The organism is Streptomyces sp. NBC_01217 (genome assembly GCF_035994185.1).
Lineage (GTDB): Bacteria > Actinomycetota > Actinomycetes > Streptomycetales > Streptomycetaceae > Streptomyces.
In genome coordinates, this window is record NZ_CP108538.1 from 4,720,797 (window position 1) to 4,742,608 (window position 21,812).

Sequence of the window (21,812 nt, forward strand, 5' to 3'; positions counted from 1 at the left end):
GTCTCCAGACATGAAAAAACGCCCGGCGCGGAGTGCGCGGGCGTACGGGAAGGGGTGGGGTGGGGTGGGGTCAGGCGACGCGTTCGAGGCGCAAATAGCAACCGCCGAGCAGACTCGTTGCAGCGGCGTTGGCAGTGTTCTGCGCCCATCGGAATGTGAGGGTTCCAGCCGTCGCGCCGACGACCAACGCACCCTGGAACGTCGTGCCGGTCGTGACACTGAACGTCAGGTCGGTGCCGAGCGCCGCCGCTCCGGCTCCGTCGTTGTCGGTCCACACCATCGTGGCCCCGGACGGGGCCGACCAGTCGGCGCGGAAGCCGCCCCCGCCCTGCGTCCAGACGGCGACGCACTCGACGATGTACGTCGCATTTGCGGCGACGGACAGTGCAAGATCCGGGTCGGCGGCGGCGGTCGCAGTGTCGGTGCGCGCGGTGCCCGAGCTCTTGACGGCGGCGCGGACCTGTCCGACTCCGGAAACCGTGACGTTGCCGCTGAATGTCTTGTTGCCAGCAACGGTTTGGGTGCCGGTGAGCAGGACGGCCGTACCAGTGGCGACGGCCCCGACCTGGGCGGCGGTGTGCGTGTGGTCGGCGGTGGCAGCGCCGACATCGGCGGCGACCAGGGCGACGTTGCCGTTTACGTCCGGGGCCTTGTCACTGACGGTGGCGACGGCCCCCACGTCGGCGGCGTCGAGGATGACGGCGGCAGCAGACTGGCCGTTGACGGACTGCACCACCCCCGGGGTACCCGGTGCCCCGGCCGCCCCGGTTGCCCCGGTGTCCCCCTTGGCGCCCGGCGCCCCGGTCGCACCGGTAGCGCCCGTAGCGCCTACGGCGCCGGTTGCACCCTGCTCGCCGACCAGTGACGCCAGCCACTCAGCCTTCGTGCCCACGAACCCGTTCTCCACGGCCACTTCGTACGCGGAGTCGCCGCGCACCGCGACGTAGGTGGGGGTCGTCGGGTCCGTCGGGGCCAGGTCCGCGAGATCGACCGCGGGCACGTCCGACGGCAACAGGATCTGATACACGCGGTTCACCGCGACGCCGACCAACTGCTCAGCCACGGAATACGACCAGTCGGCCGGATTCATGCCCGGGGCGTCGGTCGCCAGCAGCGTCACGGAGAAAGCGCCGGTCGCGTCAAGGTCCGCGGTCACCGGGCCGCCCAAGATCACATCATGATCCGCGAGCGTGATCAGCGCCGGTGCCCGGAAGACGATTCTCCCGGACAGCGCCTCGCCCTCCGGCGTCAGGAAGCGCCCCGTCACAGTCACCGTCGGGATGCCGTCAGGCAGCATCAGGTTGCCTCCGATTCTGTGATGGTGTTCATCCCCCACAGGCCGCGGACCCGCACCGTGCCCGTGCCCGTGCCCGCGGTGCGCTGGGCCCATATGACGGCCACAGCGGTGGATGAGTGCGGGTGGTCGGTCGCGGACAGCGGAATACGCTGATTGATCTCGGTAACGGTCGCCGAGCTGCTCAGCGTCCATGCGGCCAGCTCGGTGCCGTCGAGAGTGAGCCACACCCGTATGGCGGTGCCTGCCGGGCCGACGATCTGTCCGTTCACCGACAGGACCTTGTGCTGCACGACCATGTGGCCGGAGTAGAGCGGGGTATCCGTATCCGAGGCGATGTTCACGCCCGGAGCCATGGGGATGGGCACGTAGGGGCGGCCGAGGTATCCGTCGGCGTACGCGTCATCCATGACGATGATCTCGCCACCGCGCGACCACATGCGGATCATCTGTGCGTCTGCGGAGTTCACGTCGTCGCCGACCGTGAGCGCTGCGGCTCCGCTCTCGCGGGCGAGACCAACCCCCCAGTCGCCCTGCGGGGTCTGCCCGACGACGAACGTGCGCTGTCCGCCGGGGGTCTTGGCGATCAGCTGCCCGCCCTCGCCGATCACCACGTCGCCGGCCAGCACCTGGTTGAGGGCGGGGCGCATCTGCGCGCGGCCTCGCAGCTGCCGCACCTCGCGTTCCAGGCTGGCTACACGGTCGAGCAGGTCTTGCGGAACGTACGGCACTACGGGACCTCCAGGTACAGGCGGGCGGTTTCGGGGCGGCCACGCTCCGGCGGGGTGATCGTCATGCCGACGACGCGGTACCGGACATCCAGGCCGTTGGGGTGCCACAGGTCGCGGATACGGAGCCGCACCGTGGACCCGAGCAGAGCGGGAGTGATCGTGTCGGCAAGCAGGACCGTGATTTCGGGGATGGTCACGGGAGTACGGGCCGCGTTCCAGTCCGCGCGGGCATGTGCGTCAAGCGTGGCCTGTTGCTCGACGGTGGTGTAGTCCGATGTTCCGTCGAGGCGTGGCCATCCGGCGGCAATGTCGTCGTCGTCGACCAGCACGGGCGACATCAGCGGGAAGCTGTCGGCGGCCTGGTTGGTGTTGATGCTCGCACCGCGCGACTGCCAGGCATTCGCCTTCAGCGTGGCGTCGGTCGGTAGCGCGTAGGACAGGATCGGCCCCGGATGGTCCAGGACAATATCTGTTGCCCCGCCCCGGATGACCGGATGCCCCAGGTGCAGCCGTTTGACCCGCCGGCCGTCCCCGTCACGGTACGAGCCGATGCGCCACTCGAAACCGCGCTCCAGCGAGGACAGTTGATCGAGGAGTTCGCCAACGCTTGGCTGGTCGTACCGCAGGAACGTACGGTCGCGGAGCACACCCGACACCGTGCTGTCGTAGGTGATGCCCAGGTTTCCGCCCGGGGTTTCCTGCGCGTAGTCGATCAGCTCGCGCACAATGTCGAGCTGGTCGACCTGGGTGGCGGTCAGGGTGTCGAAGAGCAGCCTCCGGTAGAGGTAGGACTCCCAGCCGCCGCACTGAACCTGCGCTCCGAGGAACCCCCGGTCGTCACTGGCGAGGTTGAGCGTCCACAGGATGCCGCCCCACCAGATCTCGCGCCCGCGCTCGACCCACACCCCGGTACGTCCGGGGATGAGCGCGCGCCGTGCACGGGCGGCGAGTTCCGCATTCGGGATCGGCACCGTTCCGGTGAGACGCCCGGTTTTGCCGATGTAGTCGTCGATGGACACACCCTGTATGGGCAGTGCGTCAAGCAGCGTGTCCGACCGCAGGTCGCACAGCAGGATGCGGTACGGGGGTGCGATCACTGGACGAACTCCACCGACAACTCACCGTTGGCGAGGTTCGTATCCTGTCCGACCGATGACACGTTCCACCCCGGGATCAGGGTCACGGAAGCGCCGGGCGTCAGTCCGGGCCGGTACACCCGGCGGGACGCGATCACACGCGACGACTGCGCCGACAGGCCGTTTCCTGCACCGTGTGCCTCAGTCAGGCCGCCAGTCGCACGCCACGTCAGCCAGGCCGTAGACACATCCGTGGCCCGGTTCGACACCAGACCGCCGACGGTGATGAACACCGCGCCGGACGGCGGAACCGTGAACGTGATCCGCGGCCAGGCCGCGGCCGTGAAGTCGACGTACGTCTGTACCGGCGTGTACGGCGGGGCCGCGGCCTGGCGTGTCATCAGGGGCCGCAGCGGAGTGGCCGGGTACTGCTGCCAATCGTCGGCCGCTGCCGACCACCGGTACAGCGTGCCGTTGAAGTCGGCGTACTGCCCGTCATAGGCGCCCGCGAGAGACGAGGAGGCGCGCGGGATGATGCCGCCCGCCGCGACGGTGTACCGGCGCCGGTCACTGAGCGCCGTGCCCCAGTCGATACCGCCCACGCCCGCAGACGTGCCGGCAGGCACGGTCACGTCCCACAGAGGCTCGCACGCCGGGTCCAGGGTGGGGGCCGCCGGAGTGGCGAGCGGCTCGCCCTTCACCACCTCGACCAGGGCGACGTTCTCGCCGCTCACGTCGAAAAGCTGATCAAGGACGCGGATCACCACGGTGTCGATGCGGTCGAGCAGCGCATCCCCGTCATCAAACGCAACGGTTTCCGGAGCGTCCACGGCCACCGGGTAGGCGCCCTGTGCTGTGGTGCCCTGCACCAGCGCGCGCCCGATACCTACCTGTAGCGACATGGCGCCTGCACCGGACGCGGCGAACGGGGCACCGCCCGGGATCACCCCGGGCCGGGAGGTGAGTTCACCGGACGGCACCATCGTCCCCAGCGGGGCGAGCCGCGTGTCTTCGCGGGTCTGCCCCGGCTCGGCACCACCGGGCAGCAGCCACGCAGAGCGCACAGTCATGATCGGGGTCCTTACCAGTAGGCGGGCCGGTACCGCACCAGAGCGGACGCGGCCGGGTCGGATGATTCCGGAGCAGCCCGGAACAAAAGATCGGTGGTGCCGGGGGCGAGCGTGAATGTCTGCTCCGGCACAGACCGCGCCGTGACCGTGTAGAGGCGTGACGCGGTGCCGTTGAGCGTCACCGTGCCCGCCCGCGTATCGACGACCAGCACGTCACCAGCCGCCAACGGCAGGTCGTATTCGAGGACGTCACCGGTTTGCAGGTTGGTGAGCGACGGCCGCAGCACCGGGCCCCGGAACTCGACGACAGGGTGTGTTTCGGCGTTGCCCGCGTTCGTGGCGGACATGCCGCCGGCCGAGCCGACCGCACCGAAGCTGAGCGGCCAGTCAAGGGACTCCGGACCGGGGTCCGTTCCCCAGTTCAGACCAGGTTCCGGCATCGGCAGGGACGCCGTTACGGTGCGCTCCGTGAGCCCGTACCGGCGCGCATCCGTGGCCTCCCACTGCACCGCGCCGCCGAGAATAGTGCCGACCCGGTACCCCTTTTCCATCGGCAGCATGTACCGAAGGCACCGGGCCCACACCAGACGCGGCCCCCGCTCATCAGCCCAGAAAGCGAGCGGCAGTTCATCCACCACCGGCACCAAGCCCGCTTCGAGGACGTCGACCGCCGCGCCGATACTCGCCCGCGGAGCGCGCACCATCAGCCCGTCCAGGCCGATGGTGCGCGACTGCGCGAGGAGCAGCCCGGGGTAGGCCCCGTGCGCACCGGACCGGAGAACCGTGCCCGAGTCGAGGGCGGGCAGCTCGGCCCACCCGGACAGCCTCTTGTACGAGTACGGCGTCCCACGGCCGATCAGCAGGTTGCCGTACTGGATCTGCCCTACGGCTGTCAGCAGGTCACCAGCAGCCATGGTTACCCCCGCCCCTTGGAGAGCCATTCGAGGGCCCGCGCGTTGTCGTCAGGGCTGCCGTTTTCTGCGGCATGCCAGTGCTCGACTGAGACCAGTGGTCCTCCACCGCTCACCGTGCCGAACCCGCCGGCTGCACCCGCACCAGCCATTCCGGGCATCAGCGACGGCACCGCGGGCGGTGTGACCAGACCCCGCATCGTGCGGTCCAGGGCGCCCGCCCCGCTCTTGATGCCCTCGACGATGCCCGCCGGAATCCACCGGCCGATCTTGTCGGCCATGAGCTTGGATGGGGAAGCGATTCCCAGGGCTTTTGCAATCGGGCCGGGCACGATGCTTTTCGCGAAACCGGCCAGCTGACTGGCCAGCCAGGACCCCATGCCCTTGATGCCGTTCCACAGGCCGCGTACGACGTCCTGCCCCTTGTCGTACAGCAGCGAGCCGAGATCACCGATCGCGGAACCGATACGGCCGGGCAGCCCACGGACCCACGCGATAGCGTCTGCCGCCTTGGTGGCTATGCTGTCGCGGAAATCGCGCATCGCCTGTACGGCACGGTCACGGAGACGCCCGGCAAGCGGCGCAAGCGCGTCGTATGCGCGTCCAGGAAGTCCCTTGATCCAGTCGACGGCGGCAGATATGCCCTCGCCGACCCACTTGCCGACCTGCTCGGAGATGTCGCCGATCATCTCTCCGGCCTTGGACACCGCAGCCTTCGCGATATCCCACGCACCACTGAAATCGCCCTGAAGCAGCGCAATGATGATTTCCAGAACGGGCACGACCACACCAGAAATGACCGCTGCAAGACCTGTAGCGAACAGGTCAGCGAGAAATGCGATCCCAGCAATGAGCGGCTCAATGATCGGCATGAGCGCGTTCAGGGCGTCAATCAGCAGCTCGCCGATCGCGGGCAGCAGCGGCGCAAGCGCCACCATGATCTGTCCGAACGACTCGCCGATGGTGGCGAGTGCGGGTGACAGGGCGACGATCAGATCGGCGAGAATCGGCAGGACAGTTGCGGCGAGATCGCCAAGAACTGCCGCAAACGGGGCAATAAGCCCAGGTAGTTGGTCGAGGATCGGCCGCAGCGCACCGGCCAGCGCGTCGACCAGCAGCATCACGACGGGCGACGCCTGCGCGATGATGTCGCCCAGCGTGGTCAGCAGTGGCGTAATCGCAGGCAGCACGGACGCGATCAGCTTGCCGAGAACAGGCAAAATCGGTGAAACGGCGTCAATCAGGACCCCGAACGCGTCCGCTACGGCAGCGAGCACGGGGCCGAGCGCATCGACGATCGGCGACAGCCCATCACCCAGCGCGGTAGCCAGCCGCGCGAGCGGCGGCCCCAGCGACGCAAGGGCCGGCCCGAGCGCATCGGCCAGCTGCGCCACCACCGGAGCGATCGCCTTCGCGAGCGCGGCAAGCACGGGACCGCCCGCCTCCGCGAGGGTGCCGATCAGGCCACCGACCGCGGGCAGGATCGTCGCTACGGCGTCACCGAGCCCGCCGAAGGCAGCGGCTGCGCCCCCGGCCCCGGCGCTGACCCCATCAAAAAATCCGGCCAAGCCGTCGCCGACCGCACCCAGGAACCCGCCGAGCGATTCGACAACCGGCTGGGCCGCCTGCACGGCGTTGACCAGGCCCGGAAGCAGGTTCTTGACCAGGTCGCCCAGGCCGCCCACCAGCGGCTCGATCATGGGCGCCACGCCCTCGAACAGCTTGCCCAGCTGCGGGGCCACATCGTCGAAAATGCCCGAGATCTGTCCGGCGGCGGCCACGAACGGTTTGACCAGGGGCTCGGCAAGCTCCTGCACCTGGCCCTTGACATGCTCGGCCATGTCCGAGAAAGCGCTCTTTACCTGCTCGTTCTCGGCGAGCACCTTCGCGCCGAGACCGGCCACCGCAAGCGGTACCGCAGCCAGCGCGCCACCGGCCACAACCGACGCCCCCGCCAGAGCGATCGTCGAGATTTTCGCCGCACCGAGCAGCGAACCGACACCGCCCAGGCTGCGCTCTGCGCGCTCAGCACCCCCGCCGATACCGTCGCCGAGCGCCCCGCCCATAGCCGCACCGGCTACGGCGAACCGGCCTTGCATATCCCGTAGGCGGCCGTCCGCGTCCCGCTGGAGACCGGCGAGCGCCGCCCCTGTCCGGTTAATTCCGCGCTGCGCCCCGTCATCGTTCAGGTCGATAAAGCCGACCAATTCGCCGATATTGAGCGCCACGGAACAGCCCCCCTATTCAGTTGTTTTACGCGCGCGAATTACCGCCCCGTGAGGCGTGCAATTTCGTCAGGGTCATCTACGATGCGGGGCGTGTTTCGCCACACGGACGGAAAGCGGGCCTCAGCAGGAAGGCCGGAAAGGAGCGTCAGGAAACGGCGCGTCGTCAGCGCCGAAACCTGCTCGGCCGTCAGTTGATACGTAGAGGCGAGGTCGGATTCGACCGACCGCCAGTGAGTGACTACCGCGTGCCAGAACTGCTCGGCCTCGGTGCGGACTTCTTCTTCGGCGTGGCCTTCGTGCGGACCTTCGCCGGTCGCGCTTTTCCCGCCGTGGCCTTCGCGGCTTCCTTCGCAGCTTCCTGCTCGTCGTACAGCTCGGCCGCACGCTCCATCGTCAGAGAGCCAGGCTTGGCTACGTTCGCGGTCGCCCACTTCAGCACGATGCCGAGACGCCGATCCGACATGCGGGCATCCGTCCAGTGCTCCACGGCATCCGGGCCGAACAGGGAGGCGAGCAGGTTGCGGATGTCCTCCGGCCGCGCCGACGACTTGAGCCGGTCCAACTGGAGCGTGAACAGGAGCGGGAGGGACGGGGGCAGGTGGTAGGTGCGCCCGTACATGCGAAGCGGCAGCCCCTTGCGTTCCGGCTCGGCCTGCTCGGCAAAGAACGCGTCGAAATCTGCGACGTCGTCGAGCTGCTCGGCCTCGGCCGCGTCGTCGTCGTAGTCGATCACGGGGCGGCCACCACCTCAGCGACAGACGGGGCACCGCACCGGGTGAACGTGGCGGCCCACGAGGTCTTGGCGTTGGTCTCGCCGCCGCGCTCCCCCGGCGTCACTGTGCATTCCCAAACGGTCCACTCGTCCTGCGACTTGTGGCGGTAGCGCATCCGGCCGCGCGACTCCTCGCCGAACCGGTACGCCCACACCGTGTCGATGTAGTCCTGTCCGGGGTCGCGGGTGCCCGACGTCGCGGTGTACTGCCCCGATACCTCGATCGTGGCGCCACGCTGCATGATGTCCTGCTCGTAGTACCCCTCGGAGTCGTTGTCCGTGGTGTCCGCGGTCTCCTCGTTCTCGCCCGGATTCTCGGACCAGCTCTTCAAATTCCCGATCCGTACGAACGTGTCGGCGGTCGCGGTCTCGACCTCGAACATCCAGCCACGTGCGTCAATGGGCCGTCCCATGGGCGGGCCTCCTACTCTGTGCGGTGTTTGGTGGGGGCCGACACGTCAAGGCCGAAGTTCACGACGTGTTCGTGTCGGCCGTTGGCGTCGCGGCCCATAGGCGCGACGGTGCCGCGTGCGGCGGCGAGGATGAGCCACGTTCCGTCGGGGAGTTCCACCCCGGCCAGGCCGTGCAGTTCGCTGTAGATGTCCTGGGCGTGCCTGCGGGAGACGCGCGGATCTGGGCCGCCTCGTACGCGGACCTGGAGGCGCACCGTGTCGTACGCGTTCAGGGCGTCGGGTGCCTCGCCGGTGTCGTACAGGGCCAGGGCGACCGCGGCGTCAGGGGTGGGCGGCATCTTCTCGGTGAACATGTCGCCGGTCGCGCCGGTGGGGTCGTAGGTGCCGTGCCCGTTGTCGGCGAGCAGGCGGGCGATGCCGTCGAGGAGGTCAGCCACGCAGCCACCGCCGCAGCGGCACGGCCATGAGCGCGAGCGCTGTTTGCCGCTCGGTCGTCATGGGCTTTTCAAGGTATTTCGCCTCGCGCCCGGGGGCGTGCTTGTAGTCGAGGTTCTCGTGTTGCACGACCGCGTACACGGTGTCGTACGTGATCGCCCCTTCGAGGCCGTCCACATGCACGCGGCCCGATCTTTCGAGGGTGGATTCCTCCAGGGGCACGATGCGGCGGGACTCGGCGAGGATGTGTTCGAGGGCGTTGCGTAGGCCGTCCGATGCGAGGCGGCGGCCCCGGCTCGTCCACAGGCGGCGGCCCTGGTAGTTCAGGCGGGTGCGCTGCGTCATTCGCAGATCACCTCCGTGGACTGCGGCACGGGCAGTCCCGGCGCGGTGTGGCGGGACACGATGAGTGCGCGTGTGATTCGTCCGCCTGGCAGGGTGATGCGGGACTCGGGCGGGCAGTTGATGTCCGGCGCTGCGATGATCTGTGCCGTGCTGCTGACGGTCGTGTCTCCGCTGCTCCGGAGAGAGCGGATCTTCTCGGCGACCATGGCGGCCACCTCGACGGGCGGCCCGTACGTCGGCCCGTACGCGCTGTCACCCGCGTACGGCTCGATGATTACGCGGTGGCGGAGCAGCCATCCGGGGACGTTCACCAGATCACCCCCGGAAGCAGTCCGGCCGCGGCGAGCACCCGGCCCGCACGCGGGGCGAGGTCGAGATCACCCGCAGCCTGCGGGCGCGCCCGGCGCCCGGACATGGACACCGGGCCGATGCTGACGGAGTCCCACTGACCGGCCGCCCCGGTCCCGTCATCGCCGGTCGCCTGCTGGTACTCGACCTGCGCGCACGTCGCGTCTGCGAGCGTGGCCACGATGTCGGGGTCCGTGGGCGTGCCGGTGCTGTCGGTGTCGTAGACGGCGGTCAACAGAGCAGTGTCGATGTCCTGCGACGCGCGGGCGAGCAGCCGTTCCACACCGGCGGGGGCCGGTTGCCCGGTCCACGCCGTGTATTGCTCGGGGTTGGCGTAGACGCGGGCCATTGGCTCATCCCTTGCTGGTCTTGCCCCGGGCAGCGGAACGCCCCGTAGCCGTGGGCTGCGGGGCGGGCTCGGGGGCGGGTTCCGATGTGGGTGTCTGCTCCGGTCTGTCAGGGGCAGACGGCGGACTGTGCGGAGCCTCGGGCTCGTCGTTCTTGACCTCGTAGCCGTGGCGGTGCGCGTACGCGATGACAGACGGATTGTCCGTCTCGGCGCGGCCACCCTGGAAGACCAGGCCACCCACCCCGGGCCCGGTGAAGTCGCCTACCGGCGCGGTGATGACGGCCATCAGGCGGTCACCTTGATATTGCGGAAGACGGCCGCAGCCTTGGTGGCCTTGAGCGCGACGCCGACCGGTCCCATTTCGACCTCGCCCTTCTTGACGGCGCCGGCCGACGTGAAGTCGGGCAGGTAGCTGCTGACGATCTGCCCACCGGCGGTGGCGACACCGTGGAAGCCGTCCAGGGCGGCGCGGTAGGCGTAGAGGTCCGTCAGGCCGGTCGTGGACACGGTGGCCACGGTGCGGGTCTCGATCGGGATGATCGGGTTGTTCGAGCCGGACTTGGCGCCCGGGTCGGCGAAAACGATGTCGCCGTACTGCTCGCGCTCGATCGGCCGGCCGTTGGGGCCGAGCAGCCCATCGACCGGGTTGCGGGTGTACATGCCCGCGCGTCGGGCGGCGGCGCGCACCCGGGCAAGCGCCTTCGCGTTGCCGAGGATGATCGACGGAGTGCCGTCGAGCAGGGACAGGAACTCGTCGATCGCATCGAGCGCCTTGTGTGCGGCGGCCGGGTCGGTGTCGAAATCCGACCATTCGGTGACCTCGTCGACACGGAACTCCGTGTCGGACCCGGCAAGCGCCTTGTCGAGGCCGTCGAAGCTGTTCGCGTCGGTCGCGACGTCGCCGTTGATGACGGTGTCCTGGAACTGAGTGTTGGTGGCCTTGATCTTCTGCGACATGTTCAGGGCGACGGCCCCGGACGCTGCGGCGCCGATCCTCGATACGACGCGGTCGACCTCGAAGCTGCCACCGAGGACGGCGAGGTCCACGGTGTACCGCTGCGTGGTGACGCTGCTCGGCGCGTACTCGCTGTTGATCGCACGAAACGCGGCGGTCGGCTGGGTGATCAGCCGCCGGTATCCGTACGTGAGGGTCGCGCCCCCGCCGGAGGGGTTGACGGCCTGGTCGAACGTCAGGCTGTCGAGGATGGCCGAGCCCTTGCGGAACTCGTCGATGACCATGAGGTCGAGATCGTCCTGTGCGTTGTTCTTCGCCTCGGCGAGAGTTATCTGGGGCATGACTTAGTTCTCCTGTCCTGCGCCGATGGGCACGGGGGTGAAGCACGGAATGACCGTGTTGTGGTTGATCTCGTTGGCCGTGGAATTGGTCTGGCGGCAGTAGTCGAGTGCTGCCTGAAGGTCGGTGAACGACGGGCCGTATTTCTGACCGTCGTTCGCGCGCACCTCGTAGCGGGCGCTTACTTCCATGGGGCTCCTTGGGTCAGCCGCCGAGTCGCGCGGCAATGGCGTCCTGGAGGTTGGCGGGGCGCTGTTCGGGCGGCGGGGTGCCGCCGAAGTCGGTGCCGCCCCGGGCGGGTCCGGTCGTCTTGGCGGCGAGCCGCGGGTTCGCCTGGACGGCGGCCGTGATCGCGGCCGTGACGGCGGCTGGGTCGGCGGGGTCAACGGCGGCGAGCGCGGCCATGGCCGACGTGCTGTCGAGCAGTGCGGCCGGGTCAGCGCCTGCGGTTGCGGCGGTGGTGTAGACGGCGGCCTGTACGGCGGCCTGCCGAGCCGTGGCCTGGGAGTCGGTGACGATGCGCTGTGCCCACTGCGGGAGCAGGGACACGTCGCCGTCGGCGGCGGGCGCGGTCGGGGGCTGCTGCGGTGCGGCCGGTGCATGCGGCTGCGCCTGGGCGCGGGTGCGGTAGTCGGCGGCCTCGGTGCGCAGTGACTTGATGTGGTCCTGTGCCCACTGGGGGAGTCCGGCGACGTCCTGCGGTTCGCCCTGCGGGGGCGCCCCCGGGGCGGGCGCGGCCGGTGCCGGGGGCGCTGCGGGAACGGCCGGTGCGGGTGCTGTCGGTGCGGCAGGCGCCGCCGGGGCCCCACCCTCGCCGGTTCCGTCGCCACCTGCGATGGCGTAGATGGGGCGGCCGTCGCGCCGGTGTCCGAGGACCGTTCCGGCGGCGTGAGTGGCGAGCGGGTGACGGTAGCGGGTGTCCATGGGGCGCCCTCCTGGGGCTGGTCGGGCCCGCGCCTGGCGGGCCGTGGGCATGCAAAAGGGCCCGCTCCTGGCGGGCCCTGGGGGTGCTGATCTGCGGTGTGGCTACTCGGCGCGGTCCTGCTCACGCTCCCGGCGGGCGGGCGCGTAGCCGCGGATCCACGCGGTACGGAGCAGCAAGGTGCGCGGGTGCGGGCATGCGGTCGGGGGCTGGCCGGTCCTGCCGGCCTCGGCCCCGTCCTGGACTGCTCGCGCAATGTCCTCGCGTGTGCCCACGAGTGTCACCTCTTGTTCTGCTGCTCAGCGTTGTTGATCACGGCGCCGGTGGCCCAACGCTGGGTCTGGCCGGTCGCCTGCGTGATGAACTCGGCCTGCGTGAGCCTGCCGTGAGTCGCCCACCACTCTTTCAGCTCGTCGGACGCGCGCGCATACGCAATCCGTGCGGGCCCTCGGAACAGGCTTTCGGGGGATACGGCCTGTGTCTCATACGCCTTGTTGAGCAGATACCCGCGGCAATCCTCCTCCGCTTTCAGGTACTGCGTGTAGACGTACTCGTCGTAGAGGTCGCGGGCCTGCCTGCGGGTGAGGCGCGGCGCTTCCTCCTCGGCCTCCTCGGCCGGTCCCGTGTCGGCCGGCGCGGTGTCCGGCTGGGCCTGGTCGTCGTCCGCGTACTGCCCCCACTGCTCGGAATCCGGTGCCGGGTCCATCGCCTCTGCGAGCGCGTCCCGGTTGGCGAGCAGATCGGCAACCGCGTCGCCGGTGTCGGCCGGCGGCGGCAGCGTGACGGGCTCGCGGCGGTCGAGCTCGGCGGCGATGCGCAGCACCTCGTCCGTGCGGGCGTACTGCATGCACCACGCCAACTCGTTGTCTCCGAGCTGGTCGAGGTCGAGCCGGAGCTCGCCGCCGGGGAAGTTCCTCGTGAGCATGTCGCGGCGGTTCGCCTCGGCCTGCAACCGGGCCAGCTCGGCGGCGTTCGCACCCTTGGCGCGGTGCGCCAGCTGCGCATCCGACAACCCGATCAAGTCCGCGGCTACGCCGGGGAGGGTGGTGGCGACGTCGCGCCGGTCCATCTCCGCCATGATCCGTAGCCGATCTGTGTCATCGTCGAGCGCAGCAAATGCGCGGCCGAGCTCGTCGTCTGAGAACTGGTGCAGATCGTCGGCGAGGCGCCCACCGGGGCGTACGCGGTCGAGCAGCGCGAGCAGCTCGCGGCGGTCGACCTCGCCCATGATCCGGGCCCGGTCCTGCGGAGTGAGCTCTCCGAACCGAACGACCGCGATCAACTCCGGGTCGGTCATCTCGCGGACGGTGGTTGCGTCGCCGGACCGTACGCGGGCGGCCTGTACCGCCTCGTCCGGGGCTGCGGGGCCGCCGGTGGGAAGGTTCGAGGCTCCGGGCTGCTCACGCTTCGGGATGCGCTGTAGGTCCGGGTGCGCCGCGAGGTGGTCCCGCATGGCTTTCTGCCACTGGCGGACCTTGACGTTCGCGGCGCGCTTCTTTGCCGGGTCGATCGCGGCGGCCGACCGGTTCTTGTAGTGGCGGATGTGCCGTTCGATGGCGCGCTGTCGCTGCCCTGCCTCGTACCCGTCCGGGTCGGGCTTCGCGTCGTTGTAGACGGTGACGCCCGGGGTGTACGCGGACACGCTGTGGCGGCAGTTGGGGTGCTGCAATCCGGCGAGGCGGGCTTCGTCGAGGGATCCGGCGACGTCCACCCGGACCATTTCGCCGTCACGTATCGCGTGATCGACCTCGATCACGCGACGGCCGGACGGGCCTGCGATGGACAACACCTGACGCTCCCACGGGCGGCACAGCGGGCATTCCCGGGGCGCGTCGGACACGACGACCAGGTCCCGGCCTCCGGCTGCGAGCGAGCGCATGTGGCCTTCGACGGCGGCGCGCCCGGTCGAGGTACGGACCGCCATCTCGGCGTAGCTGGCAAGTTTCCAACGGCGGCCGGACTTGTCGACGAACCGGGTGATGCCCTCGTCGGCCCACTGCTGCATGGCCTCTTGCGTGGCCTGGCGGCGGGTCCGGCCGAACGTGACCAGGGCGGTCACGCTGCTGACGACGGATCGGAAGCGGTCGGTGATCGTACGGACAATCGAGCGGTGACGGCCGACGACCGTGGACACGGTGTCCTCGGCGAGGCGGTCGATGTCGGTGGCGTTCGGGGCTGCCTCGGCAACGGCGCGGGCCTGCTCCGGAGACAGCGCTCCGAGCTCGGCAACGGCCGCAGCATGGCCGACGTTGTACGCCTCCGCGATGACGTCGTGCACTTCGAGTGTGACGGCCTTGCCGAGCTCGTCGACAACCGCCTGTGATGCGCGGCGCAGCTGCTGCACGGCGGCCAACTTGCGCTCGGCCCACTGCGGGGCGTCGAGGCCGTCGGCCAGCTGCCGGGCGATGATGCCCAACAGGTGAGTCTCAGCGGCGGTGTACAGGTCGCGGGTGCCCTCGGCGAGCGGCTCGACCATGCCCGGGTGGATGGCCACAGCCGCTTACCTCCTACTCACATCGGGAAGCTGCCTACGGGGTCCGGTGCGGCCGGTTCGCCGGTCTCGGCGAGGATCGCGGCGACCTCCGCCGCAACCGCGGTGTCGTCCCAATCCGGGTGCAGCGCCTTGACCTTCGTGCCCGTGCTCACCGCACCTGCGCGGGCGAGCAGTTCCAGCGTGGTGGCCTTGGACTGCTCCGACTCGGACGCGTCGAGGTTGAATTCAACAGTCGGCCGATCCGGTGTGATCCGGGTGCCGAACTGGGCGACGTCGAGCAGCAGAAGGGCATGCAGGAAGTCGGCCAGGTCGGACCGCCAGTAACCGGCCTTCTTCTTCGTGGTCACGGTCGAGCGGCCGGCGCGGTCCTCGACCTCTGTTGCGGTGATCGCCTCGCCCCCGCCCTCAAGGCCGAAGCTCTGCGCGGAGTAGCCCGCGCTCTCAACAGCCTTGCGGGTGATTGCCTCGGTGGTCCGCTGGTGATCCTCGACCCTGATGGCGAACTGAGAGAGCGTGATGCCCTGGCCCTCGGTCGGCGGCATGTTCAGGCCGCTGTACACCTCGCGGTCGTCATCGAACGCTGCGCCCTGCCCGGGTCCAAGACTGGTCAGATAGCCAGACGGGACGATCAGGCGCGCCCGTGCGAGGCGAATGTCTCGCATCCATGACGTCCACGTGTCGTCGAGGGCGGCGAACAGCTGGTGAATCGGCGCGGCGTAGTCACTACGGCCCATGGGTGAGCCGCGGTGCAGCCGGTTCGGCGTCATGTTCGGCACGTACGCGGCGGTGAGCATCGGAATGTCGGTCTCGATGCTCACTCCGTCGGGGCCGAGTGATCCGGCCAGGTCGGCGGTTTCCGGGTGCTCGGTGAGCGGCACGGCGCGGCCGATGTTGTCGGGGGTGCCCTCGTACAGGGCGTGCACGATACGGCCCGGCTCGTGGCGTTCAAGGTGCCGGTAGGTGGTTTGTGCGTCGCTGCCGTCGAGGTCACGCCAGAAGGTAACGGCCCGCAGCATGCCGAACCGGTACTCGGGAATGGCGGCGTCGGGCTGCACCGTGGTCGGGATCGGCCGGTCCTCGACGACGTCTCGGTCCCATGTCAGCCGGAGATAGATCCCGGACAGAGCCGACGCCTGCTCTGCCGCGCCCAACAGCATCTGATGCATGTGCGCGGCGTCGAGCAGCTCGGCGAGACGGTCCTGTGTGGGCGTGTCGTCGACGGTGATCGTCGGCATGTCCGCGAACAGCAGATCCGCGGCCGTGGTGGCGATGTCGCCTGGGAGCGGAACGTGTAGCCGCTGCTCCCGCTTGCGGGGGTAGTCGGCGGCCTGGCGTCCCCAACGGGTGCGGCGGCCGTCGCGGTCGGCGCGGCGCGGTGTGTTCTCCAACCGGTCATGCGCGCGGGCGAGGCGGTCGGGGTCTCCGGCGTACCACATGTCGTCGCGGTGGATCTCGCGGTACGGGGCGGCCATGCGCGGCGGCGGCCACGGACTTCCGTTACTCGGGAGTGCCATCGGTGAACACCTCCCGGCCGGTCAGGTAACGCCACCGTGCCCACCATCGGGCGCGGCGCGTGATGCGGACGGATACGACGACGTGCAGCGTGTTCGTGTCCGGGTGGCTGGTCGGTGTTCCGAGGATGGCGTGAGCGCCGGTCCATGCGGGGAATCCGGGAAGCGGGACGCGTCCGGTCATGCTGCGGCCTCCTCGGCGGTGGGTGTGGTGAGTAGGTGGCGCCACTCATGGGCGGACGAGTGCACGGCGTAGCGCAAAGCGTCCACGCTGTGGTCGTTCAGCTTCACGGGCCGGTCCTCGCCCTTCTCGGCGGCCTTGTCGTCCCACACGTAGCCGGGCATTTCGTCGAGCAGCCCGGTGCATGAGCGGTGGATACGGAGTCGGCCGGCGGCAAGTGCGGACGCCACGGAGCGGATGCCGTCGGACACGTCGTTGGTGGCGCGGGCGATCCCCGGGTAGCCATCGGTCCACAGCTGCGTAATGAAGCTGGCCGCGCTGGGGTCTATGAACGTCCACTCGGGCGTCACCCCCTGCTCGGCCACCCATTCGCGGATGGCGGCGGAGTACTGCGCGTCGGTCATCTGCCGCATGGCCTTGCGGGAATCGTGGCGCCACTCGGCAACGGCGTACAGGACGTCATCGACACCGAGACCGAGCAGGATCACGGACGTTGCGTTGACGGTGCCGTAGTCCATGCCGATCCAGTAGCGGCGCATCTCGGGCAGCTCGTCGACGACGTGCTGTGCTTCGTCGTACGCCTCGTAGATGGCTCCTTCGGCCATGACCCACAGGCCGAGCACGTTGCGTTTGTAGAACAGGCCCCGGTACGACGCCTTCGTGCGGGCCTTGTACGCGTCGGACAGCCCCGGATTGTCGTCCATGACGAAGTGCCAGGACTTCAGCCGGGTTTCGCGGGGGCGGAGCAGGTATTCCTTGCGGGCCCAGTGGTTCGGATTGTCGGGGTTGGTCGTCCCGAAAATCTTGCTGCCCTCGATGGAGCAGCGCGCGTTGAGCTGGTCGTAGAAGGTTCGGGGGAGGGTGGTCAGCTCATCGACGTACGCGCCCGCGCAGGTGAGGCCGCGCACCTTGGGTTCGGCCTGGGCGTCGTTGGCTCCGAGGGTGTGCACCACGCGGCCGAGCACGTGCGCGGTGGGGGCGCCGTTGGTGTACGTGATGTCGCGGGCGAGCGGCCCGAAGATGCTCGGGTCGGTGAGGGGGCCGAACACGTTGCGGGCGAGCGAATCGCGGGTGCGGCCGACCATGACCAGCTCGCCGCCCTCGGGCCGATCGGCCACGAAGTCCAGCCACCGGAGCAGGGACGCGATCGTCTTGCCGCTTCGGACACTGCCTTCCCAAATGTTCTGGAAAGCGCGGGCCTCAATGATGCTGTCGATCTGCTTCGGGGAGAGCGCGAGACTACTGCCCATTGTCGGTGGGCTCCGGGTCCTCCTCGGCGGCCGGTAGTCCGCCGTGGCGTGCCACGTAGTCCCGTGCCAGTCCGGCCATGAGTTCGCCAACGACGCTGCGCCCCTGCTCGCCCGGGTCGGTCTTCTGGGGGAGCAGCTTGAGCGAGCGGTCGAGCGCGGCCCCGGCTGTCGCCATCATGGTGCGGCGGTCGGCCGGTGTCGGCTCGGGCTGGACGCGCTCGGCGTAGGTGTGGTCCTTGCCGCCCCACTCGAAGTAGAGCTGCGGCTCGGTCATCTTGCCGAGCTCGCGTTCGGCGACGTCTTGCAACCGGTGTGCCATCTCGGTACGCCGTGAGTCAAGGTCGGCCTTGCGTACGGCGGTGGCGGTGGCTACCTCGGCGGCGCGGTCGAAGGTGAGCCCCATGTCGGCGGCGAGCTTTGAGACGGTGCTTGGTGAGCGCTTGATCTTCCTGGCGATGTCGTTGCGGGACATGCCCGCGGCGTGGTGGCGGCGTACCGCTCGCCGGTCTGTGTCAGTGATGGGTCGGCCCATGGGGACGCGTCACCTCCTCGCCGCGGTGGTTCGTGGTGGGTCAGGTGGTGGACAGCTCCACCTTGTGCCGGACGGCTTCGGCGGCGAGCTGCCATGCGTTGCGGACGGGCACGGTGAGCGCGTCCCACGCGGGGAGGTCGTCACCGTTGACGCTCGTGTTGCCGACGGCCTCGGCGTACGCCTCGTAGGCGGCCTGGCCGATGGCGGGGGTGGTCGGGCGGTACTTGAACACTGGCGGCGCTCCTCGGCGATCGGGTCCGGGCATGCGAAACGCCCCGGCGCGGTGAGCAGCCGGGGCGTTTCAGTGGGCGGCCGTTTTCGGGCACGCCGGGGTCGCCCTGATTAGATCACGGAATGGTCACGGTGGGCAACGGGTCTACTGGCGGGGCTGTCCCCACGTCGTGGGCTGCTGTCCGGGCGTGGGCTGCTGCCACTGCTGCGGCGCCTGCGGCTGCGACGCATACACCTGCTGTCCGGGCACCGGCCCCGCGTATCCGTCCGGCACGGTCGTTACAGTCACCCGACGCCGACGCGCAGACAGGTAGACCGGCGTCCACAACCCCACCGTGCAGATGAGCATGGTCCAGTGGAATCCCAGCAGGATGAACCCCATCTTCCGCCGGGTCTTGATCTGCGCCATGGTGCCGCTCCTCGTGTTGTTGGGGTGTGCATCCTGTGACGATCCGGTGTGCGGAATGGTTGCACGGCGGCCGGCGCTGCTCCCGCGCACGGCGGGCATGACGTCCGGTCATACGTGCGCCCCGCCGGGTCATGCGGCGGGGCGCTGTGGGTCATGCGGGTGTCATTCCCGCTGGTTGGCAGCCTGCGGGGTGTCCTGCTCCTGTACGCGCATCAGCATGCGATCGGGGATCTTCCCGTCCGGTACCGCTCCGGCGTCCCATGCGGACTGCCACCCGTGGGCGAGGAACTCGACGGCGAGGCGTACGGCGTCGGCCTTGGTCATGCCGGTACGCATGACCGTGGCAAGGGCGGCGTCGAAGCTGTCGGTGCGCGGGACGGAAACGGGGCTGCGGCGGCGGCGGGTAGGCTTCTTGGTAGCCATGGCGGGGTGTACTCCCGTGGTGGTGAGGGCCCGTTCGCGATGTGGAGTCGTGGGCGGGCCCGTGGTGTGTGGTGGGTCAGACAGTGCGGTCGTTGGTCTGCTCGGCGCGGGCCTTGACTGCCTCGGCGAGCATGGCGGGGTTCTCGCGCAGGATGCGGCGAACGTATGAGCTGGTGGCGCCGAGCTCGCGGGCAATGGCGTTGGGCTCCATGCCGTCGGCGGTGGCGCGGCAGATGATGCCAGGGGTAGCAAGCTTGATCGCCTCGGCGGCGCGGCGGATTGTGCCGGCCTCCGCAAGGGGGATGGCGTCGGCGACGTGGGCGCCGAGCTCGGCTCGGTTCTGTTCGGGGGTGCTGTCGTAGTCGAGGGCAAGGGCGGCGAGCACGGACGACGTGACGGCGCTCCGGGTGGCGGCCTGCGCGCTCTCCAAGTCGTCGAGGACCTTCAACGCGGCCTCGCGAAGTGTTTGGGCGCCGAACTCGCGGAGCTCCCGAAGGTGACGGCCCTTGGCGTGCTCCTTCACCTTCCGGCTGATCTCTACCGAGCTGTATGACCTGCCGGTCTGGTCGGCGGCGGTCTGCTCGTCGTTGGTGCTCATGTCGGGCTGCTCCTGGTGGTGGTCGAGGGCCCGGCCGCGGGGGGTGCGGCCGGGCCGGTGGTGGTCAGGCGAACAGGGCGCCCTGGTCGGCGGTGGGGAGCGCGAACAAGGTGGGGCCGGTGTCGCGGGCGCCGATCCACTGGCCGCGCCATGTGCCCTCGGTGGCCTCGGCCTCTGTGATCAGCTCGGCGGCGTAGCGGGACTCCTCGGCGGCGGCGGCGCGGTCGGCGGCGGTGGGCCGGGTTGGGGTGGACAGGGTGGCGATGGTCTCGGCCGCGATGGCGTCCCGGACGGTGTCCGATGCGAGGAGGTCGCGTTCCCACTCAGTGAGCGGGGTGGCGTGCTGGGCGGCGACTGCCTCGGCGTGGGCGCGGTCGCGGGCCTCGGCCTTGACGCACCGGGTGCACATGCGCCGCATCTTGCTGGTGTTTGCGTGCAGATCGGTCGGGGCGCCGGTGCAGTACGTCGTCATGGTGCCGGGGCGGCGGTAGTGGCCTGTGGTCTTGGTGATGGCGGCGCGTATCGAGTAGGTGTGCATGGGGTGTACTCCCGTGGTTGGCAGGGTGTGGAGCCCTGCGGTACTCAGTACCGTACGGGGCGGTACTGGGTTGCGCAAGCGGTTCGCGGAAAGGGGCGCCGGTCAACTCCCAACGCCCCTCGGCCCGTTCACGCTGCGGGCCGCTACAGCGTCCACGCCTGGCGGTAGTCGGGGTGGTCGTCCCACACCGCCACGATGTCGTACAGGTCGGCACAGCCGCCCCCAGGGACGCCTTCCCACCCGTGCCCGCCCTCGTCGCAGTAGCCGCCCCCGCTGCCACACTCGGTGTGCCCTTCGACGGCTCGGCGCTGCCTGGCAATCCGGCGGAGAGTGCGGGCGGGATCCTGGCGTGCGATGTGCGCGGCGACGCCGTCGGGGTCGGCGTTCTCGGGAGTCACGACCACCACGCCATCGTCGAGGTAGTCCGCGATGATGTACCGCTCGTAGCTGGCCTGAGGCGGGCGGGCTGTCCACACGCCTGACTGCTCGTCCCACATCGCTGCGCGGGCGTCGGCTTCCTCTTCGTCGAGGCGGGCGCGGGCGAATGACGCCATGGTGTCGGTCATGCGGTCGAGTCTTCCGCACGCTGCTGCGCGGCCTCCATCGCCACGTACAGGGTCACCAACTCGGCCCCCTGCCACACGCGCCGGCCACGGTCGAGCAGCACGGGCGCGGTGCACGCCGAACCGGTCGAGCAGACCACCGTAGCCGCGGCCGGATTCCCGCTTCGGGTGTGCGCGGTGAGCGGCCCCCGGCAGTACGGGCACGGCCGGTCAAGGGCGGTGGGGCGCCCATCCCTGCCGAGCGCGCGTTCGAGGATGCGTCGGGCACGGCGGGCAACTTCCGCCAGGCTCTCGACGACGCGCGCGGGCGTGGAGGTGAACAGGTCGCCGTGCGCCTCGTCGAGGGCGCGGCCTTCCAGCCACATGGCGGCCCAATGCAGCCCGTGGGCGCGGCTGCCGGGGCTGCTCGCGTCGGCCGGTCCGGCGTCGCGGTGGGTGGGGAGGGTCCAGCGGGCGGAGTCGTCGCGGTCGGCCTGGTCTTCGGCCCACCGTACGTGCGTGGCGTCTGCGGTGCGGCGGCCAACGAGGTGGCGGCGGACGGGGCGTTGAACGCGTTCGGCGATGGCGTCGCACGCCTCGAACAGGGCTTCTTCGATGGCCATGGCGGCGTCGAGGGCGTCGAGGTTGGCGGGGGCGGGGTGCTCGCGGAGTACGAGCGGCAGGCGGCCGATGCTCGGGCCGTCGTCGGCCGGTTCGGGCTCGGCTCCGAGCGCCCGGGAGTCGAGCGGCGGCCACACGGCGGCGGGGCGCTGCTCGATCGCGGCGAGTAGGTCGCCCCACTGCTCGCGGATGGCGCGGAGGTCGGCGGCGGCCTGGGCGGCATTGGGGTCTTGCACGGTGCAGGTTCTCCAATTTGGTGCGGTGCTGTTACTCATCGAGCGTCGCCCTACCTTG

At 69.7% G+C, this 21,812-nt stretch carries 29 protein-coding genes; all 29 read right to left on the bottom strand.

Annotation, left to right across the window (positions count from 1 at the left end; all coding sequences use genetic code 11):
• Positions 1–70: 70 nt before the first annotated feature.
• Positions 71–1,297 (bottom strand): hypothetical protein, encoded by a 1,227-nt coding sequence (locus tag OG507_RS20880; RefSeq protein ID WP_327368717.1) that lies wholly within the window; start codon positions 1,295–1,297, stop codon positions 71–73.
• Complete coding sequence (locus OG507_RS20885; RefSeq protein WP_327368718.1) at positions 1,297–2,025, bottom strand: hypothetical protein; 729 nt, start codon at positions 2,023–2,025, stop codon at positions 1,297–1,299. The genes OG507_RS20880 and OG507_RS20885 overlap by 1 nt, the downstream gene beginning before the upstream one ends.
• The gene (locus OG507_RS20890; RefSeq protein WP_327372042.1) at positions 2,025–3,119 is read right to left on the bottom strand and encodes a hypothetical protein; all 1,095 of its coding nucleotides are present in this window, start codon (positions 3,117–3,119) and stop codon (positions 2,025–2,027) included. Before OG507_RS20890 ends, OG507_RS20885 begins: the two co-directional genes overlap by 1 nt.
• Positions 3,119–4,171: a hypothetical protein gene (locus OG507_RS20895; RefSeq protein WP_327368719.1), complete on the bottom strand. Its 1,053-nt coding sequence runs from the start codon at positions 4,169–4,171 to the stop codon at positions 3,119–3,121. The genes OG507_RS20890 and OG507_RS20895 overlap by 1 nt, the downstream gene beginning before the upstream one ends.
• Positions 4,172–4,182: 11 nt before the next feature.
• Positions 4,183–5,085, bottom strand: coding sequence for a phage distal tail protein (locus OG507_RS20900; protein WP_327368720.1), 903 nt, complete (start codon positions 5,083–5,085; stop codon positions 4,183–4,185).
• 2 nt (positions 5,086–5,087) lie between these two features.
• Positions 5,088–7,310 (bottom strand): phage tail protein, encoded by a 2,223-nt coding sequence (locus OG507_RS20905; RefSeq protein WP_327368721.1) that lies wholly within the window; start codon positions 7,308–7,310, stop codon positions 5,088–5,090.
• 238 nt (positions 7,311–7,548) lie between these two features.
• Complete coding sequence (locus tag OG507_RS20910; RefSeq protein WP_327368722.1) at positions 7,549–8,043, bottom strand: hypothetical protein; 495 nt, start codon at positions 8,041–8,043, stop codon at positions 7,549–7,551.
• On the bottom strand, positions 8,040–8,495 hold the full coding sequence (locus tag OG507_RS20915; RefSeq protein ID WP_327368723.1) for a phage tail tube protein: 456 nt from the start codon (positions 8,493–8,495) through the stop codon (positions 8,040–8,042). The genes OG507_RS20910 and OG507_RS20915 overlap by 4 nt, the downstream gene beginning before the upstream one ends.
• Positions 8,496–8,506: 11 nt before the next feature.
• Positions 8,507–8,932, bottom strand: a complete 426-nt coding sequence (locus OG507_RS20920; protein WP_327368724.1) for a minor capsid protein — start codon at positions 8,930–8,932, stop codon at positions 8,507–8,509.
• On the bottom strand, positions 8,925–9,275 hold the full coding sequence (locus OG507_RS20925; RefSeq protein ID WP_327368725.1) for a minor capsid protein: 351 nt from the start codon (positions 9,273–9,275) through the stop codon (positions 8,925–8,927). Before OG507_RS20925 ends, OG507_RS20920 begins: the two co-directional genes overlap by 8 nt.
• Positions 9,272–9,586, bottom strand: a complete 315-nt coding sequence (locus OG507_RS20930; protein ID WP_327368726.1) for a hypothetical protein — start codon at positions 9,584–9,586, stop codon at positions 9,272–9,274. Before OG507_RS20930 ends, OG507_RS20925 begins: the two co-directional genes overlap by 4 nt.
• On the bottom strand, positions 9,583–9,972 hold the full coding sequence (locus tag OG507_RS20935; RefSeq protein WP_327368727.1) for a hypothetical protein: 390 nt from the start codon (positions 9,970–9,972) through the stop codon (positions 9,583–9,585). Before OG507_RS20935 ends, OG507_RS20930 begins: the two co-directional genes overlap by 4 nt.
• 4 nt (positions 9,973–9,976) lie before the next feature.
• A complete protein-coding gene (locus OG507_RS20940) occupies positions 9,977–10,258 on the bottom strand; it encodes a hypothetical protein (RefSeq protein ID WP_327368728.1) in 282 nt (93 codons plus the stop codon).
• Positions 10,258–11,268, bottom strand: a complete 1,011-nt coding sequence (locus tag OG507_RS20945; RefSeq protein WP_327368729.1) for a major capsid protein — start codon at positions 11,266–11,268, stop codon at positions 10,258–10,260. Before OG507_RS20945 ends, OG507_RS20940 begins: the two co-directional genes overlap by 1 nt.
• A gap of 3 nt (positions 11,269–11,271) precedes the next feature.
• Positions 11,272–11,457, bottom strand: a complete 186-nt coding sequence (locus tag OG507_RS20950) for a hypothetical protein (protein ID WP_327368730.1) — start codon at positions 11,455–11,457, stop codon at positions 11,272–11,274.
• A gap of 13 nt (positions 11,458–11,470) precedes the next feature.
• A complete protein-coding gene (locus tag OG507_RS20955; RefSeq protein WP_327368731.1) occupies positions 11,471–12,190 on the bottom strand; it encodes a hypothetical protein in 720 nt (239 codons plus the stop codon).
• A gap of 102 nt (positions 12,191–12,292) precedes the next feature.
• Complete coding sequence (locus OG507_RS20960; RefSeq protein WP_327368732.1) at positions 12,293–12,463, bottom strand: Rmf/CrpP fold protein; 171 nt, start codon at positions 12,461–12,463, stop codon at positions 12,293–12,295.
• A 5-nt stretch (positions 12,464–12,468) separates the two neighbouring features.
• Complete coding sequence (locus tag OG507_RS20965) at positions 12,469–14,682, bottom strand: phage minor capsid protein (protein ID WP_327368733.1); 2,214 nt, start codon at positions 14,680–14,682, stop codon at positions 12,469–12,471.
• Positions 14,683–14,699: 17 nt separating this feature from the next.
• Positions 14,700–16,196: a phage capsid protein gene (locus OG507_RS20970; protein WP_327368734.1), complete on the bottom strand. Its 1,497-nt coding sequence runs from the start codon at positions 16,194–16,196 to the stop codon at positions 14,700–14,702.
• A complete protein-coding gene (locus OG507_RS20975) occupies positions 16,180–16,377 on the bottom strand; it encodes a hypothetical protein (protein ID WP_327368735.1) in 198 nt (65 codons plus the stop codon). Before OG507_RS20975 ends, OG507_RS20970 begins: the two co-directional genes overlap by 17 nt.
• Positions 16,374–17,624, bottom strand: a complete 1,251-nt coding sequence (locus tag OG507_RS20980; RefSeq protein ID WP_327368736.1) for a PBSX family phage terminase large subunit — start codon at positions 17,622–17,624, stop codon at positions 16,374–16,376. The genes OG507_RS20975 and OG507_RS20980 overlap by 4 nt, the downstream gene beginning before the upstream one ends.
• Entirely contained in the window at positions 17,614–18,156 is a 543-nt protein-coding gene (locus OG507_RS20985; RefSeq protein WP_327368737.1) for a helix-turn-helix domain-containing protein, read from the bottom strand. The genes OG507_RS20980 and OG507_RS20985 overlap by 11 nt, the downstream gene beginning before the upstream one ends.
• Positions 18,157–18,196: 40 nt before the next feature.
• Positions 18,197–18,388, bottom strand: a complete 192-nt coding sequence (locus OG507_RS20990; RefSeq protein ID WP_327368738.1) for a hypothetical protein — start codon at positions 18,386–18,388, stop codon at positions 18,197–18,199.
• A gap of 144 nt (positions 18,389–18,532) precedes the next feature.
• Complete coding sequence (locus tag OG507_RS20995; protein ID WP_327368739.1) at positions 18,533–18,796, bottom strand: hypothetical protein; 264 nt, start codon at positions 18,794–18,796, stop codon at positions 18,533–18,535.
• 162 nt (positions 18,797–18,958) lie between these two features.
• Complete coding sequence (locus OG507_RS21000) at positions 18,959–19,219, bottom strand: hypothetical protein (protein ID WP_327368740.1); 261 nt, start codon at positions 19,217–19,219, stop codon at positions 18,959–18,961.
• Between the two features lie 76 nt (positions 19,220–19,295).
• Complete coding sequence (locus OG507_RS21005; protein ID WP_327368741.1) at positions 19,296–19,817, bottom strand: hypothetical protein; 522 nt, start codon at positions 19,815–19,817, stop codon at positions 19,296–19,298.
• A 64-nt stretch (positions 19,818–19,881) separates the two neighbouring features.
• Positions 19,882–20,355 carry a hypothetical protein gene (locus OG507_RS21010; RefSeq protein ID WP_327368742.1) on the bottom strand — a complete coding sequence of 158 codons (474 nt, stop codon included), beginning with the start codon at positions 20,353–20,355 and terminating at the stop codon, positions 19,882–19,884.
• A 143-nt stretch (positions 20,356–20,498) separates the two neighbouring features.
• Positions 20,499–20,921: a DUF6221 family protein gene (locus OG507_RS21015; RefSeq protein WP_327368743.1), complete on the bottom strand. Its 423-nt coding sequence runs from the start codon at positions 20,919–20,921 to the stop codon at positions 20,499–20,501.
• Positions 20,918–21,754, bottom strand: coding sequence for a hypothetical protein (locus OG507_RS21020; RefSeq protein ID WP_327368744.1), 837 nt, complete (start codon positions 21,752–21,754; stop codon positions 20,918–20,920). Before OG507_RS21020 ends, OG507_RS21015 begins: the two co-directional genes overlap by 4 nt.
• Positions 21,755–21,812 lie beyond the last annotated feature (58 nt).

Bases quoted from the DNA above. Each gene is read 5' to 3' on its own strand.
- OG507_RS20945 (WP_327368729.1), bottom strand. From the start codon at position 11,268: ATGCCCCAGATAACTCTCGCCGAGGCGAAGAACAACGCACAGGACGAT.
- OG507_RS20940 (WP_327368728.1), bottom strand. From the start codon at position 10,258: ATGGCCGTCATCACCGCGCCGGTAGGCGACTTCACCGGGCCCGGGGTG.
- OG507_RS21010 (WP_327368742.1), bottom strand. From the start codon at position 20,355: ATGCACACCTACTCGATACGCGCCGCCATCACCAAGACCACAGGCCAC.
- OG507_RS21005 (WP_327368741.1), bottom strand. From the start codon at position 19,817: ATGAGCACCAACGACGAGCAGACCGCCGCCGACCAGACCGGCAGGTCA.
- OG507_RS21015 (WP_327368743.1), bottom strand. From the start codon at position 20,921: ATGACCGACACCATGGCGTCATTCGCCCGCGCCCGCCTCGACGAAGAG.
- OG507_RS20985 (WP_327368737.1), bottom strand. From the start codon at position 18,156: ATGGGCCGACCCATCACTGACACAGACCGGCGAGCGGTACGCCGCCAC.
- OG507_RS20975 (WP_327368735.1), bottom strand. From the start codon at position 16,377: ATGACCGGACGCGTCCCGCTTCCCGGATTCCCCGCATGGACCGGCGCT.
- OG507_RS20895 (WP_327368719.1), bottom strand. From the start codon at position 4,171: ATGACTGTGCGCTCTGCGTGGCTGCTGCCCGGTGGTGCCGAGCCGGGG.
- OG507_RS20880 (WP_327368717.1), bottom strand. From the start codon at position 1,297: ATGCTGCCTGACGGCATCCCGACGGTGACTGTGACGGGGCGCTTCCTG.
- OG507_RS20950 (WP_327368730.1), bottom strand. From the start codon at position 11,457: ATGGAAGTAAGCGCCCGCTACGAGGTGCGCGCGAACGACGGTCAGAAA.
- OG507_RS21000 (WP_327368740.1), bottom strand. From the start codon at position 19,219: ATGGCTACCAAGAAGCCTACCCGCCGCCGCCGCAGCCCCGTTTCCGTC.
- OG507_RS20980 (WP_327368736.1), bottom strand. From the start codon at position 17,624: ATGGGCAGTAGTCTCGCGCTCTCCCCGAAGCAGATCGACAGCATCATT.
- OG507_RS20970 (WP_327368734.1), bottom strand. From the start codon at position 16,196: ATGGCACTCCCGAGTAACGGAAGTCCGTGGCCGCCGCCGCGCATGGCC.
- OG507_RS20900 (WP_327368720.1), bottom strand. From the start codon at position 5,085: ATGGCTGCTGGTGACCTGCTGACAGCCGTAGGGCAGATCCAGTACGGC.
- OG507_RS20925 (WP_327368725.1), bottom strand. From the start codon at position 9,275: ATGACGCAGCGCACCCGCCTGAACTACCAGGGCCGCCGCCTGTGGACG.
- OG507_RS20995 (WP_327368739.1), bottom strand. From the start codon at position 18,796: ATGGCGCAGATCAAGACCCGGCGGAAGATGGGGTTCATCCTGCTGGGA.
- OG507_RS20935 (WP_327368727.1), bottom strand. From the start codon at position 9,972: ATGGCCCGCGTCTACGCCAACCCCGAGCAATACACGGCGTGGACCGGG.
- OG507_RS20955 (WP_327368731.1), bottom strand. From the start codon at position 12,190: ATGGACACCCGCTACCGTCACCCGCTCGCCACTCACGCCGCCGGAACG.
- OG507_RS20915 (WP_327368723.1), bottom strand. From the start codon at position 8,495: ATGGGACGGCCCATTGACGCACGTGGCTGGATGTTCGAGGTCGAGACC.